The sequence below is a fragment of the Methylobacterium sp. 13MFTsu3.1M2 genome, assembly GCF_900112625.1.
Lineage (GTDB): Bacteria > Pseudomonadota > Alphaproteobacteria > Rhizobiales > Beijerinckiaceae > Methylobacterium.
In genome coordinates this window covers 33,252-45,690 of record NZ_FOMM01000006.1, presented here as the reverse complement: position 1 = coordinate 45,690, position 12,439 = coordinate 33,252, and the positions used below count along the sequence as shown (strand labels likewise).

Annotated in this window: 14 protein-coding genes; 8 read left to right on the top strand and 6 right to left on the bottom strand. The window is 73.5% G+C overall.

The genetic code is table 11. The annotated features are described in order from the left end of the window. Positions 1–22 precede the first annotated feature (22 nt). Positions 23–238, bottom strand: coding sequence for a hypothetical protein (locus BM314_RS06040; RefSeq protein ID WP_170868048.1), 216 nt, complete (start codon positions 236–238; stop codon positions 23–25). Positions 239–430: 192 nt separating this feature from the next. Here BM314_RS06040 and BM314_RS06035 point away from each other — a divergent pair, with 192 nt between their 5' ends. Next, positions 431–1,000, top strand: a complete 570-nt coding sequence (locus BM314_RS06035; RefSeq protein ID WP_091977409.1) for a hypothetical protein — start codon at positions 431–433, stop codon at positions 998–1,000. 203 nt (positions 1,001–1,203) lie between these two features. Here BM314_RS06035 and BM314_RS06030 read toward each other — a convergent pair whose 3' ends face one another. Further along, positions 1,204–2,034, bottom strand: coding sequence for an outer membrane protein (locus tag BM314_RS06030; RefSeq protein ID WP_091977407.1), 831 nt, complete (start codon positions 2,032–2,034; stop codon positions 1,204–1,206). A gap of 1,009 nt (positions 2,035–3,043) precedes the next feature. Here BM314_RS06030 and BM314_RS06025 point away from each other — a divergent pair. Both BM314_RS06025 and BM314_RS06020 read left to right on the top strand, forming a co-directional pair. After that, positions 3,044–3,526, top strand: a complete 483-nt coding sequence (locus tag BM314_RS06025; protein WP_020095112.1) for a DUF2721 domain-containing protein — start codon at positions 3,044–3,046, stop codon at positions 3,524–3,526. Between the two features lie 222 nt (positions 3,527–3,748). Next, the gene (locus tag BM314_RS06020) at positions 3,749–3,928 is read left to right on the top strand and encodes a hypothetical protein (protein WP_020095111.1); all 180 of its coding nucleotides are present in this window, start codon (positions 3,749–3,751) and stop codon (positions 3,926–3,928) included. Positions 3,929–3,947: 19 nt separating this feature from the next. On the opposite strand, the gene BM314_RS06015 is transcribed toward BM314_RS06020, so the two are convergent. The 4 genes from BM314_RS06015 to BM314_RS30500 all read right to left on the bottom strand — a co-directional run bounded on the left by BM314_RS06015 (position 3,948) and on the right by BM314_RS30500 (position 5,540). Next, positions 3,948–4,208: a hypothetical protein gene (locus BM314_RS06015; RefSeq protein WP_091681441.1), complete on the bottom strand. Its 261-nt coding sequence runs from the start codon at positions 4,206–4,208 to the stop codon at positions 3,948–3,950. Positions 4,209–4,547: 339 nt separating this feature from the next. Next, positions 4,548–4,922, bottom strand: coding sequence for a hypothetical protein (locus BM314_RS06010; protein ID WP_042671492.1), 375 nt, complete (start codon positions 4,920–4,922; stop codon positions 4,548–4,550). 162 nt (positions 4,923–5,084) lie between these two features. Then, positions 5,085–5,327: a hypothetical protein gene (locus tag BM314_RS06005; protein WP_091681439.1), complete on the bottom strand. Its 243-nt coding sequence runs from the start codon at positions 5,325–5,327 to the stop codon at positions 5,085–5,087. A gap of 36 nt (positions 5,328–5,363) precedes the next feature. After that, positions 5,364–5,540, bottom strand: a complete 177-nt coding sequence (locus tag BM314_RS30500) for a hypothetical protein (RefSeq protein ID WP_170868047.1) — start codon at positions 5,538–5,540, stop codon at positions 5,364–5,366. Between the two features lie 207 nt (positions 5,541–5,747). On the opposite strand from BM314_RS30500, the gene BM314_RS06000 reads away from it, so the two are divergent. From BM314_RS06000 to BM314_RS05980, 5 genes are all read left to right on the top strand, one after another. Beyond that, complete coding sequence (locus BM314_RS06000) at positions 5,748–5,927, top strand: hypothetical protein (RefSeq protein WP_020095106.1); 180 nt, start codon at positions 5,748–5,750, stop codon at positions 5,925–5,927. A 265-nt stretch (positions 5,928–6,192) separates the two neighbouring features. Then, entirely contained in the window at positions 6,193–7,233 is a 1,041-nt protein-coding gene (locus BM314_RS05995; protein WP_020095105.1) for an AraC-like ligand-binding domain-containing protein, read from the top strand. Positions 7,234–7,296: 63 nt separating this feature from the next. Beyond that, on the top strand, positions 7,297–7,668 hold the full coding sequence (locus BM314_RS05990; protein WP_091977406.1) for a hypothetical protein: 372 nt from the start codon (positions 7,297–7,299) through the stop codon (positions 7,666–7,668). 134 nt (positions 7,669–7,802) lie between these two features. Further along, on the top strand, positions 7,803–9,188 hold the full coding sequence (locus tag BM314_RS05985) for an efflux RND transporter periplasmic adaptor subunit (RefSeq protein WP_091977404.1): 1,386 nt from the start codon (positions 7,803–7,805) through the stop codon (positions 9,186–9,188). 11 nt (positions 9,189–9,199) lie between these two features. Beyond that, positions 9,200–12,439, top strand: coding sequence for an efflux RND transporter permease subunit (locus BM314_RS05980; RefSeq protein WP_091977402.1), 3,240 nt, complete (start codon positions 9,200–9,202; stop codon positions 12,437–12,439).

Genomic DNA, 12,439 nt, shown 5'->3' with positions numbered 1-12,439 from the left:
CGTGCTGTCTCGATGGCGGCGCTCAGCCCCGGCCTCCGCCCGGCCGGCCGCGCTCCGCGCCGAGGCTGGTCCCGCCCTGGCGCGCCTCCTCCTTCTCGGTGCCGGCCCGCTCCATCGGGCCGTCCTGCGGCCTGACCGTGCCGGTTGCGGTGTCGCGGGGGCTGTCGGCCAGGCCCACGCGCTCCGGCTCGCCGTGCGGCATCCGCTCGGCCTGGGTGTCGTCCGGCGTGTCCGCCATGCTGCATCCCTCGCGATGGGCCTGATCCCCTGAGGGCCAACCCGTCAGGCGGCCGGCGTATCCGGCGGCCCCGGCCACGACGGCGGACGCTGCGCGGGTGGAGATGCGGGAGGGTGCGGGTCGGGCGAACGCGCCGCAGGAACACGGCCGCGGGGCCCGTGTTGTCTGCCAAATCTTTTTCACGAGGCGCCGATGTCAGGAACCGCCAAGAAGACCGACCCGAAACTGTGGGACAAGGTCAAGACGCAGGTCACGAAGTCCGAGAAGGGCGGGAAGCCCGGCCAGTGGTCGGCGCGCAAGGCGCAGATCGCGACCGCCGAATACAAGAAGGAGGGCGGCGGCTACGCCGGCAAGAAGTCGGCCGACAACCATCTCCAGCAATGGACCGACGAGGAGTGGGGCACGAAGTCTGGCAAAGAGAGCGGCAAGACCGGCGAGCGCTACCTGCCCAAGAAGGCCCGCGAGAGCCTGACCGACACGGAATACGCCGCCAGCACGGCCAAGAAGCGCGCCGATACCCGGAAGGGCAAGCAGTTCTCGAAGCAGCCGAAGGCCGCCGCCGAGAAGGCCGCCGCGGCGCGCGAGGACGGCAAGTCCACTAAGGCGTCCGGAAAAGGCAAGACGACCGGTAAGTCTGCCGCCAACGCGTCCGGCAAGGCGGAGACGACCAAGGCCGCGCTGATGCGCAAGGCCCGGGCGCAGAACGTGCCCGGCCGGTCGCGGATGTCGAAGGCGCAGCTCGAGCACGCGGTCCACGCCTGAGGCGCGCCGCGGCGGGCCCTCGCCCCCGACGCAAGACGTCCCGGGAATGGCTCCCGGGACGCTCCTCGGCTCAAGCGGCCAGTTTGATCGGGCTGGGGATGCTCAGGTCGAGAGGGGATGCGGCCTGTCCAGAGGCCCGCGCGCCGTCCCAGTGAGCGGGACGCAGCCCCCCGCGGCGCGGGGGGCGCTATCGCGGGTGGATCTTAGTACGAGCCGAACTTGTAGTTCAGGCCGGCGCGGATGACGGCGAACTCGTCGTCGCGGCGGCCGATGTTGTTGTACACCACCGGGAAGTTGTTGGCGGCGTTGATGACGAACGCACCCTGGTTGCGGGTGTTGCGGTCGAGGTTGACGTACAGGCCTTCGACCTTGAGCGTCACGGCGTTCGAACGGAAGAAGTTCAGGAACGAGTCGGTGGGCAGGGCGTACTCGATGCCGCCGCCGACCGCGTAGCCGGTGCGGAAGCTGTCGTTGCCGGCGAAGCCGCCGAAGGAGCGGTCGGCGCTGCCCGAGCCGTAGGCGAAGCCGCCGGTGCCGTACACGAGGACGCGGTCGAAGGCGTAGCCGATGCGGCCGCGGACGGTGCCGAAGAAGTCGAGGCTGGAGAGGCCGCGCGGGTCGGTGACGTAGTAGCCGGGGGCCAGCGGACCGACGAGGAAGGCGTTGTTCCGGCTGCGGCCGAAGTCGAGGTACTGGGCGTCGGCCTCGACACCGACGACGATGCCGGAGCCGGGGGTGAACTGGAAGTTGTAGCCGATCTGACCACCGCCGGTGAAGCCTTCCTGGTTGCGCTGGCTGAAGAAGGCGGTGGTGCCGTTGCCGTAGGGGGCGGGCACGCCGAAGCTGTTGGTGTTGTTGCTGCTGGCGTCGAAGGCGTAGCCGGCGTTGATACCGAAGTAGGCGCCGGTCCAGGTGAAGACCGGGACGGGGGTGAACACCGGCGGCGGGGCGGCGCGGCGCGGCAGGTCGGCGGCCGAGGCGGCGCCGGTCAGGAGAGCCGTGGCGGCGCTCGCGAGCAGAAGCTTCTTGATCATCTGGTCCTCTGTCTCCCGTTGGGCGGGATGTGTGCGGGGCGGACAGAACGCCAGGACGTGCCTGGGCGATAGTGCATCGCTGCAACAGCTCGGAATCGGGTCTTTGACCCCGAAACAGCCGGGTGCGCTGGAGCACATCGCGAAATCGACTGGTCTAGCCCGAGAAGAACTTCGGTATCCGAATGTTTCCAGAAACAAAATGCCCCGTCGCGCTCGAGCGGACGGGGCTTCAGTTTGTCGGTGAACGTTCCCAGGACCAACCAGGAAGCTTCGAGGTTTAATAAATCCTACCGGTCGGCGGCCCGCAAGCCCGATCGCGATCCCGCGAGCGGTTAACATTAATTTACGGGTGGTGCCCGCGCATCCCCGGGCGCGCGGGTGCGGATGGCGCCGCAGATCTCGCGCGATCCCGTCCCGTATTGCGGGGCTTTCGGACGCCATCGCGCCGCTGTGCGGGCACCACTCGCGCGTCCGGCCGCGGATCTGCACAGATGAAACCGGCCGCCCGACTGGCCCGAGTCTTGATCGCGCATCGCCGGGTCTTGGCGCGCGGCCGCGGCCGGATCGATCTCCTCGGAACCGGCAGATCTCGCGGGGGATCGGCGGCGGCGCGGCGCCGGTCTCCCGGCCTGTGGAGAAGGCGCCGCCGCGCCGGGGCGGCGCGGCGGCCGCGGCTTTTCCGGCGCGCCGCAGGCCCTATCTGCCGGCCTCGTCGTCGGTGGAGATTTCAGGAGACGCGCATGCACCCCGTAGCGCTGCCTTCGATGCCGGCCCTCCGGGCCCGGACCGGGATCGGGGATGCCGGCCCCGCGCCGGCCGGGAGGCCTCGATGACCGACACGCCGGCCCCGTATCTCGCGGTGGCGTTCCTCTCGGCGCTGTGCCTGCTCGTGGCCGGGCTGCAGGCGGAGGGCCTCCTGTGGTGATCCGCCCGGTCCGGAGCCGCGCCGCCGTCCGTCCCGGCGGCCGGCGGAGGCGGGGCGCGACGCGTCCGCCCGCGTAGCCCGCCGATGTTCGGCTTCTCCCTCAGCGCGACCGAGCCCGACAGCATCGCCCACATCATCCAGGTGGCGCTCGCGCCCGCCTTCCTGCTCTCGGCGCTGGCGACGCTGCTCAACGTGTTCTCGACCCGCCTCGGCCGGATCTCCGACAAGGTCGACAGCCTCTCGGCGGAGGCCGCCCGGGCGACGGAAGCCGAGGCCGGCCGCCTCGCCCGCCGGCTGACCTTCCTGCGGCGGCGCTCCTTCGTGCTGGACGTGGCGGTGGTCCTGGCCTCGCTGGCGGGCGGCCTGATCGGTCTGGCCGTGCTCACGCTGTTCGTCGGCGCGCTGCGCGACGCGGCGACCGCGTCCGTCCTGTTCGCCTGCTTCGGAGCGGCGCTGGTCTGCACCGTGGCGGCGATCGCGGCGTTCATGACCGAGATCCTCATGGCCGGCCGCGGCGTCCGCGACGCGGTCGACCGGCAGCAGGATCAGGTTTCGACGCCGCGGTGAGGCCCGTCCCGGATCGCCCGGACGCGCTCCGCGACCGGGGGCGGCCTCCCGGTCTTCCGGAGATCGCGGGGCGAGCCCGTGCCGCGCGCTGCGGCCGCGCCCGCCGTGCGGGCTGGGCGATCCGGAGCGAACGGGCGGTGATTTCGGTTGCGGCGTGCGCGAGCCGGGCCTTAGTCTCGCGGTGGCCCGACTCCGCCGCCGGCGACGCCCGAGTGTTCCGTCATGAGCATCGCGATCCTGATTGCCTTCGTCGCCGGCGCGCTCTGCCTCGGGATCCTGTCCGCGGTCATCCCGTTCGGGCGGCGCGAGGCCGAGGAGCTGGACGAGGCGCTCCCGTACGAGGACGAGTTCTTCGACGTGGGCGGCCCCGTGATCGATCTGGAGCCGCGCCACCTCACCTGACGGCGCGTCGGTCCGAAGCCTACCGGGCTGCCGATCCCCCGGTGCCGGGCGTCGCGGCGTCCTGCCGGGCCGACCAGACCACCCGCCCGGCGGAATCCCGCAGGGCCGCCGAGCCCGCGCGGCCGGCGCGCAGCTCCGCGAAGCGGGCCTTGGCGGCGGCGACCGCCGCCTCCACGAGGGGCCCGGGAATCTGCTCGTCGTGGATGATGATGCCGCCGGCGCTTTCCCGGTGGATCATGCACTGCAGCCGGTAGGGCGCCTGGGTCTCGGGCGTGGCCATGTGGCGATCTCCCGTCCGGTCACGGGGCCCGCGCGCCGCCGGAACGGGCGTGGCGCAGCAGGATCCCGGGCGCCGGCCTCTCTCGGTACGACGCGTCGAGCGCGATCCATACCAGATCGGTCCGGCCCGCGGGCGATCCCGCGCGGTGCCTCTCGCGCTCGCCCCCAACATCCCGCGCGGACGGGCATCGCCCGGCGGTCGGACGCCGTCCTGGCTCCGTCAGGCCGCCTCGCCCACCGCGTCGTCGGCGTCCGGGATCGTCTCCGGATCGCCCACGAGGGCGTCGCGCCGGTCGGCCGTCGCGACGCCCTCGCGGTGTGGTCGGCCACCTCACCGCGCTCAACCGCGCCTGCGGGTGTAGCGCTCGACCACGCGCTGCCGGTGCGACGGGAGCTCCGGCAGGCGGGAGGGGCCCGCCAGGGCACGGTCCCGGGCCGCGGGGGGCCGGGGCGCGGGCAGCAGCTCCGGCGGGAACCGGGGCGTCTCGACGACGACCGCCTCCAGCACGATGGGCCGCATCCGCGGCGCGGAACGCACCGGTCGGCCAGGCCGTGCCGCGAGGGTGCCGAAGGTGCCGAGGGCCCAGAGCCCGAGGCAGAACAGGCCGATCAGGATCCCGTCCCAGGACGGCTCGGTCCGGCACATCAGGATCCCGGTGCCGGTGAGGGCGGCCGCGGCCGCGAACAGGCGCGGTGTCGGATCGGCGGAACGCATGCACCACCGTCGGTGCGGAGCCCTAGGGACGCGTGAACGGGATCGCTTGAATTGTCGGCACCGCCGGATTCTCCCCAGGCTATTCCCAGGTTCTCCCCAAGTTCTCCCGGTGCGCACCGGCCCCGGCGGCCGGGACGGGCACCGCGGCCCGGCGGACGCGCCTCAGTCCGCCAGGCTGGACGGGGCCTGCCACGCGACGCCGGGATGCTCGCGGATGTCCCCGGCCCGGGATCCGGTATCGGCGTCGCTCGTCCAGTCGCCGGGCTCGGCGACGTGGGCGATCTCGGCGTCCGGATAGGCGGCCGCCAGGAACAGGCGCGCCTCGCCCTCGGCCTCAGCCCGGACCGTCACGAGCGGCCGCTCGCCGCCCGCGTCGCACACCTGCGCGATGAACAGCTTGGTCATGGTCTCCCTCCGGACTCATCCGCCGGCGCGGCGGGATCAGGCCTGCAGTTCCTCGACGTGGAGGCCGCCGGCCCGCAGGTGGTTCGGGATCCGCGTGCGGTCGCGGAAGCCGGCGGCGCGCGCCATCGCGTCGAGGGCCGCCAGGGGATCGAGCGCCGCGCCGCTCCAGAGAATCGCGCCCGTGGCCGCCTGCATGATCCGGAACACCTTCACGCCACGCTCCCGGTCTCGACCCTCGGACAAGCTCGCGGGATTCGCGGGTGTTCCCGACGCGCGGCCGCGGGCGGCTGCGGCCGATTCGCGCCGGCCCGGCCCCGGCGGGAACGGGCGCCGCCGGGGTGCGGTTCTCCAGCCGACGCCGGCACAAGCCGGCACGGCGACGACCCGCGTCGAGACCCCGCTCGGGATCCAAGGAGAGCCATGACCAGCCGCACCGTTCAGTCCGCCCTGCTCGCCCTCGCCCTCGTTGCCGGCAGCGCCGGGATGGCCGCCGCGCAGAGCACGCCCAACGGCAACACCTCGTCTCCCGGCGCCCCCGCGGGCGACAACAGCACCGGCAACGGCGCCACCGGCAGCGGCGCGGCCCCGAGCGGCCGGTAACCGCCGGTTAACCATAAGGGTCGAAGCCCTCGATCCTCACAACCGTGCAACTCACCGTCCCGCGGCCACCCGGCCTGCGGGACGTTCTGTTTCACGGCCCCCTGCCGGCCCCTTGCCGGCCCCTTGCCGGCCTCTCGCCGACCGCGCCGGGACGGGGCACGGCGCGGAGTCCGGTGATTGGAACGGAGTGCCACTTTTCTGGGCAGACAGAATCGCCATATTGTCGGCGTGACCGGGCCGCGCCCGGTCAGGACTAACACGGGCGATGCGACCGAAACCGATCCTGCAGCTCAGGGGCGAGAGCCCGGGTCATCGTCAGGCCGACGACTGGCGCGACGCCGTCGCGCCGTTCTGGGATTTCACGATCCGCCGGGAGGACCTACCCGATTTCCGCGGGCAGTCCCGGGTCCGTCACCTCGGCACCGCGATCGTCTGCAGCGCCCGCGCCTCCGGGCTCCGGTTCGTGCGCGCGCGGGCCCTGACCGCCCGGATGGGCGTCGACCACATCGTCGCCCACATGCGCGTCTCCGGGCAGTCCCGGGTCACGATCGGCGGCCGGGAGCGGGACTGCGCCCCCGGCGACATCTGCCTGTTCGACCTGTCGCAGCCGCTCTCCGCCGCCTCCACGGACTACGAAGCCATCACGGTGGTGCTGCCGCGCCCGCTCTTCGGATCCCGGCAGAGCGGCCTCGACGCCCTGCACGGCTCGGTGATCCGGGGCGCGACCCCGTTCGGCCGGATGCTCAGCGACCACCTGCACTCCCTGAGCGCGCACGCGACCGGGTTCTCGGAGCCGGAGGCCGCGGCGGCGGCCGAGGCCACCGCCGCGCTGCTCGGCGCGGCGACCCTGGGCCTGCCGGAGGACGGAGGGGGCACGCAGCCGCCCGAGCGGGCGCCTCTGCTCGTCGCGATCCGGCGCTTCATCGAGGCCGAGCTGGCCTCCGCGGACCTGTCCGCCGAGACGATCGGGCGGCGGTTCGGCGTCTCGCGGAGCGCCCTCTACCGGCTGTTCGTCCCCCTCGGGGGGGTCTCCGGCTACGTCCGGCAGCGCCGGCTCGCCCGCGCCTACCGCGACCTCGCCACCGGCGACGGGCGCTTCGCCCGCATCTCCGAGGTGGCGTATCGCTGGCGCTTCGAGAGCCCCGCGCATTTCACCCAGGCCTTCCGCGCGGAGTTCGGCTGCGCCCCCCGGGACGTCCGCGACCGGGCCGCGGCCGAGCCCGACCGGTCCCCGGCCGCGGAGCCGCCGGCCCAGGCCGAGACCTGGGCCGACTTCTACCAGTGGGTCCTCAAGCTGGCGGCCTGAGGGGTCCGGGGCCGGCACCCCGGACCTTGTGCCCCCGGCCTCGGATGGATCATAAGGGCCGCGATGACCTTCGGGGTTCGGCATAGGCGCCCGGCCGGGGCGCGGGGCTGGTGGGCGCTCGCCGCCCGCGCGCTCGCGCTCGTCCTGGCGCTGACCGTCGCCGCTCCGGGCGTCGGCCTCGCGGCGGATCTCGCCTTCCACGCGGGCGGCCACCACGACCGGGGCCAGGACCCGGCCCTCGACGCGCCGGCGGCGCCCGCGACCGTCGATCCCGGCCTCTCGGAGCACCTCCATTGCGGCTGCCATCAGGCGGCCCGCCTGGAGGCGACCGAGATCGCGCCTCCGGCCGCTCCGGGCCGGGTGCTGCCGGGCGCCCTCGCCCAGGGCCGCCCCTCCGTCAGTCCCGACCGCCTGCCGCGGCCTCCGCGCGCGTGAGCTGACGCCGCCCGCGGGCGGCGCTCCGCCCGGCTGCCGAACCGGCTCCGGGTTCACCCCCACGCGACACCTGAACGGGACCCTCCGGGACCGCCGCGCGCGGCACCCCGCCCTCCCGGCCGAGCAGCTTCCCCATGCGCATCATCCTGTCCGTGGCCGCCGCCGCGGCACTCCTGGCCGCCGGCTTCGCCCTCGGCGCCGCCGCCCCCGGCGCCCCGACCCTGCCCGACCGTCTCCGGCAGACCCTCGCGTCCGTCGGGCTCGCCCGAGCCCCGGCCGACGACCACGATCAGCGCTACGCGGCGGCCGCACCGGACCGGCCCAAAGCCGCGCCCGACCCGCACGCGGGCGACGATCACGCCGGCCACGACCACGACCACGCGCACGGCAACGAGCACGGCGACGCGCACGGCGCCGACGAGCCTCACGAGGCGGGCACGATCCGGATGCGGCCCGATCAGGTCGCCGGCCAGGACATCGTCACGCGCAGAGTGGAGGGCGGCACGCTGGCGCGCCACCTCCTCGTCCCCGGCACGATCACGCCCGACACCGACCGGATCGCCCGGGTCCCGGCCCGGGTGGTCGGGACCGTGGCCGAGATGCGCAAGCGCCTCGGCGACGCCGTGCAGGCGAACGAGGTCGTCGCCATCCTCGACAGCCGCGAGGTCGCCGACGCCAAGAGCGAGTACCTCACCGCCCAGGTCCAGGCCGAGCTGCAGACGATCAACTTCGAGCGCCAGCAGAAGCTGCTCGCCTCGCGCAGCGCCTCCGAGGCCGCGTTCGAGACCGCCCGGGCCGCCTATCTGGAGAACCGGCTCCGGGTCGACCTCGCCCGCCAGAAGCTGTCGGCGCTCGGCCTCGACGCCGCCGAGGTGGCGGCCGCCCAGAAGCGCGACGAGGCGACGCCGAACCAGTCGACGCTGCGCCGCTATCCCCTGCGGTCGCCGCTCGCCGGCCGCATCGTCGAGCGCAAGGTCGATGTCGGCACGGCGGTCGGCAAGGAGGGCGATCCGGCCGACCTCTACACGGTGGCGGACCTCTCCACGGTCTGGATCGAGCTGTCGGTGCCGACCGTGGACCTCGCCCAGGTCCGGGAAGGCGCCCGCGTGACGGTCACGCCCGGCCGGACGGGCGAGACGGAGCGCCGGGCGGAGGGCCGCGTGATCTTCGTCAGCCCCTTCCTCAACCCCGACACGCGCTCGGCCCGGGTGGTGGTCGCCCTGCCGAACCCCGACTTCGCGTGGCGGCCCGGCACCTTCGTGACCGCCGAGGTCGAGATCGCGCAGGATTCGGTCCCGGTCCGGATCCCCAAGGCGGCGGTCCAGACCGTCGAGGGCCGGAGCGTCGTCTTCGCGCGCACGGCCGAGGGGTTCGAGAAGCGGCCGGTCACCCTCGGCCGCTCCGACGACGAGGCCTACGAGGTCACCGCCGGGCTCGAGCCCGGCGCCGAGATCGCGGTCGGCAACGCGTTCCTGCTGAAGGCCGAGCTCGGCAAGGCCGACGCCGGCCACGCCCACTGAGGAGACGGACGATGATCAGCCGCATCCTCGCCGTCTCGGTCCGCCAGCGCTGGCTGGTGCTGCTCCTCGTGCTGCTGGCCTCGGCCTTCGGCGCCGCCGCGCTCACGCGGCTGCCCATCGACGCCGTGCCCGACATCACCAACAACCAGGTCCAGATCAACACCCTGGCCCCGTCCCTGTCGCCGGCCGACGTCGAGCGGCAGGTCACCTACCCGGTCGAGACGGCGCTCGCGGGCATCAAGGGCCTCGAGTACACCCGCTCGCTCTCGCGCAACGGCTTCTCGCAGATCACCGCGGTCTTCGCCGAGTCCCTCGACATCTACTTCGCCCGCCAGCAGGTCGCCGAGCGTATCGCCCAGGTGCGGGAGGACCTGCCCTCCGGGGTCGAGCCGCGGATGGGCCCGATCTCCACGGGGCTCGGCGAGATCTACATGTGGTCGGTCCAGTACGCGCCGCTGCCTGAGCGCGCGGCCGTGCCGGCGGGCCGGCCGGGCTGGCAGCCGGACGGGAGCTACCGGACCCCGGAGGGCCAGGCGCTCAGGACGGAACTGGAGCAGGTCGCCTACCTGCGCACGGTGCAGGACTGGATCGTGCGGCCGCAGATCAAGTCCGTCCCGGGCGTCGCCGGCGTCGACGGGATCGGCGGCTTCGAGAAGCAGTACCACGTCCAGCCGGACCCCACGAAGCTCACCGCCCTCGACCTGTCCTTCGCGGACGTCGCCCGGGCGCTCCAGGCCAACAACGCCAACCAGGGCGCCCGCTACCTGGAGGATAACGGCGAGAGCTACGTCGTGCGCGCCGCCGGCCGCCTGGAGAGCCCGGAGGCGATCGCCGACGTCGTCGTGGCGAGCCGCGGCGGCGTGCCGGTGCGGATCCGCGACGTCGCCACGGTGCGGATCGGGCGCGACCTGCGCACCGGCTCGGCGAGCGAGAACGGGCAGGAGACCGTCATCGGCACCGCCCTGATGCGGATCGGCGAGAACAGCCGCACGGTGGCGGCCGCCGTCGATGCCCGCATGGACCAGATCCGGCGGGCCCTGCCCCCCGGCATCGTCGTCCAGACCGTCCTCGACCGGACGCAGCTCGTCGAGGCCACGATCCGCACGGTGGGCAGGAACCTCGCCGAGGGCGCGGCCCTCGTGATCGTCGTCCTGTTCCTGCTGCTCGGCAACATCCGGGCGGCGCTGATCGCCGCGCTGGTCATCCCGGCCGCCATGCTGATGACCGTGACCGGCATGGTCGAGGGGAGGATCTCGGCGAACCTGATGAGCCTCGGGGCGCTGGATTTCGGGCTCATCGTCGACGGGGCGGTGATCATCACCGAGAACGCGCTGCGCCACCTCGCCGAGCGGCAGCACGCCCTCGGGCGGCCGCTCGTGCTGGAGGAGCGCCTGGAGACGGTGCGGGACTCGGCCGAGGAGATGATCGCGCCGTCCCTCTACGGGCAGGCGATCATCATGCTGGTCTACGTCCCGCTCCTGACCTTCACGGGGGTCGAGGGCAAGATGTTCCAGCCGATGGCGCTGACCGTCATCCTCGCCCTGGCGGCGGCCTTCGTGCTGTCGCTGACCTTCGTGCCGGCCCTGATCGCCATCGCGCTGACCGGCCGGGTCACCGAGGCCGAGAACCCTCTCGTCCGGGGCCTGAAGGCGCTCTACCGGCCCGTCCTCGCGGCGGCGATCCGGGCGCCCGCCCCGTTCGTCGGGGCGGCGCTGCTCCTCCTCGCGGGCGCAGGGCTGCTCGCCACCCGGCTCGGGACCGAGTTCATCCCGCAGCTCGACGAGAAGAGCATCGCCCTCAACGCCACACGGATCCCGTCCACCTCTCTCACCCAGTCGCAGGCGATGCAGCTCAAGGTGGAGCGGGCGATCGCCAAGTTCCCGCAGGTCGCCTACGTGTTCTCGAAGACCGGTACCGCCGAGGTCGCCACCGACCCGATGCCGCCGAATTCCTCCGACACCTTCGTGATGCTCAAGCCGCAGGCGGACTGGCCCGACCCGGGCCTGTCGAAGGCCGAACTGCAGGAGCGGATCGAGGCGTCCTTGAGCGAGCTCGCCGGCAACGTCTACGAGTTCTCCCAGCCGATCCAGCTGCGCTTCAACGAGCTGCTCGCCGGGACACGGGGCGACCTCGCCGTGAAGGTGTTCGGCGACGCCTTCGAGCCGATGCTGGAGATCGCCAACAGGATCGCCGCGATCCTGCGCGGGATCCCGGGCGCCGACGACGTGAAGGTCGAGCAGATCACCGGCCTGCCGGTCTTCGAGATCAGGATCGACCGGACCGAGGCGGCCCGGCTCGGCCTCAGCACCGGGGCGATCCAGGACGTGATCGGCGCCGCCATGGGGGGCCGGGACGCCGGGGTCGTGTTCGAGGGCGACCGGCGCGTGCCGATCGTCGTGCGCCTGACCGATCAGGTCCGCGAGGACCGGGAGGCCCTGGAGAACCTGCCGGTCCCCCTGCCCCCGGGCGCGAACGGCAAGGCCGCCTCCGTGCTCCTGCGGCAGGTGGCGCAGTTCTCGGTGAGCGAGGGGCCGAACCAGATCAGCCGCGAGAACGGCCGGCGCCGGGTCGTGGTCACCGCCAATGTCCGCGGGCGCGACATCGGCTCGCTGGTGGCGGAGGCGCAGGCGAAGGTCGCCGCGCAGGTGACCCTGCCGGCGGGCTCGTACGTCACCTGGGGCGGCCAGTTCGAGAACCTCGCCTCGGCTCAGGCGCGGCTCACCGTGGTGGTGCCGGTGTGCTTCTTCCTGATCTTCCTGCTGCTCACCTCGGCGCTGGGCAGCGCGCGTGACGCGCTCCTGGTGTTCAGCGCGGTGCCGCTGGCGCTCACCGGCGGCATCGCGGCCCTGTGGCTGCGGGGGATGCCGCTCTCGGTGCCGGCCGCGGTCGGGTTCATCGCGCTCTCGGGGGTGGCGGTGCTCAACGGCCTCGTGATGCTGACCTTCATCAAGCAGCTCGTCGCCGCGGGCCGGCCGCTGCGGGCGGCGATCCGCGAGGGCGCCCTCACCCGGCTGCGGCCGGTGGCGATGACCGCGCTGGTCGCCTCCCTGGGTTTCGTGCCGATGGCGCTCGCCACCGGCACCGGGGCCGAGGTGCAGCGGCCGCTGGCGACCGTGGTGATCGGCGGCCTGATCAGCGCGACCCTGCTGACCCTGGTGGTGCTGCCGGCGCTCTACGCGCGGTTCGGGCGCGCCGGTCCGGCCGACCGCGCCGCGCCCACGGCGGAGCCGGTGGCGGATCGCGCCGCCTGA

What these genes read in the sequence shown, in the direction of transcription:
- BM314_RS06040 (WP_170868048.1), bottom strand. Translation starts at nt 238, where the DNA reads ATGGCGGACACGCCGGACGACACCCAGGCCGAGCGGATGCCGCACGGC.
- BM314_RS06035 (WP_091977409.1), top strand. Translation starts at nt 431, where the DNA reads ATGTCAGGAACCGCCAAGAAGACCGACCCGAAACTGTGGGACAAGGTC.
- BM314_RS06030 (WP_091977407.1), bottom strand. Translation starts at nt 2,034, where the DNA reads ATGATCAAGAAGCTTCTGCTCGCGAGCGCCGCCACGGCTCTCCTGACC.
- BM314_RS06025 (WP_020095112.1), top strand. Translation starts at nt 3,044, where the DNA reads ATGTTCGGCTTCTCCCTCAGCGCGACCGAGCCCGACAGCATCGCCCAC.
- BM314_RS06020 (WP_020095111.1), top strand. Translation starts at nt 3,749, where the DNA reads ATGAGCATCGCGATCCTGATTGCCTTCGTCGCCGGCGCGCTCTGCCTC.
- BM314_RS06015 (WP_091681441.1), bottom strand. Translation starts at nt 4,208, where the DNA reads ATGGCCACGCCCGAGACCCAGGCGCCCTACCGGCTGCAGTGCATGATC.
- BM314_RS06010 (WP_042671492.1), bottom strand. Translation starts at nt 4,922, where the DNA reads ATGCGTTCCGCCGATCCGACACCGCGCCTGTTCGCGGCCGCGGCCGCC.
- BM314_RS06005 (WP_091681439.1), bottom strand. Translation starts at nt 5,327, where the DNA reads ATGACCAAGCTGTTCATCGCGCAGGTGTGCGACGCGGGCGGCGAGCGG.
- BM314_RS06000 (WP_020095106.1), top strand. Translation starts at nt 5,748, where the DNA reads ATGACCAGCCGCACCGTTCAGTCCGCCCTGCTCGCCCTCGCCCTCGTT.
- BM314_RS05995 (WP_020095105.1), top strand. Translation starts at nt 6,193, where the DNA reads ATGCGACCGAAACCGATCCTGCAGCTCAGGGGCGAGAGCCCGGGTCAT.
- BM314_RS05990 (WP_091977406.1), top strand. Translation starts at nt 7,297, where the DNA reads ATGACCTTCGGGGTTCGGCATAGGCGCCCGGCCGGGGCGCGGGGCTGG.
- BM314_RS05985 (WP_091977404.1), top strand. Translation starts at nt 7,803, where the DNA reads ATGCGCATCATCCTGTCCGTGGCCGCCGCCGCGGCACTCCTGGCCGCC.
- BM314_RS05980 (WP_091977402.1), top strand. Translation starts at nt 9,200, where the DNA reads ATGATCAGCCGCATCCTCGCCGTCTCGGTCCGCCAGCGCTGGCTGGTG.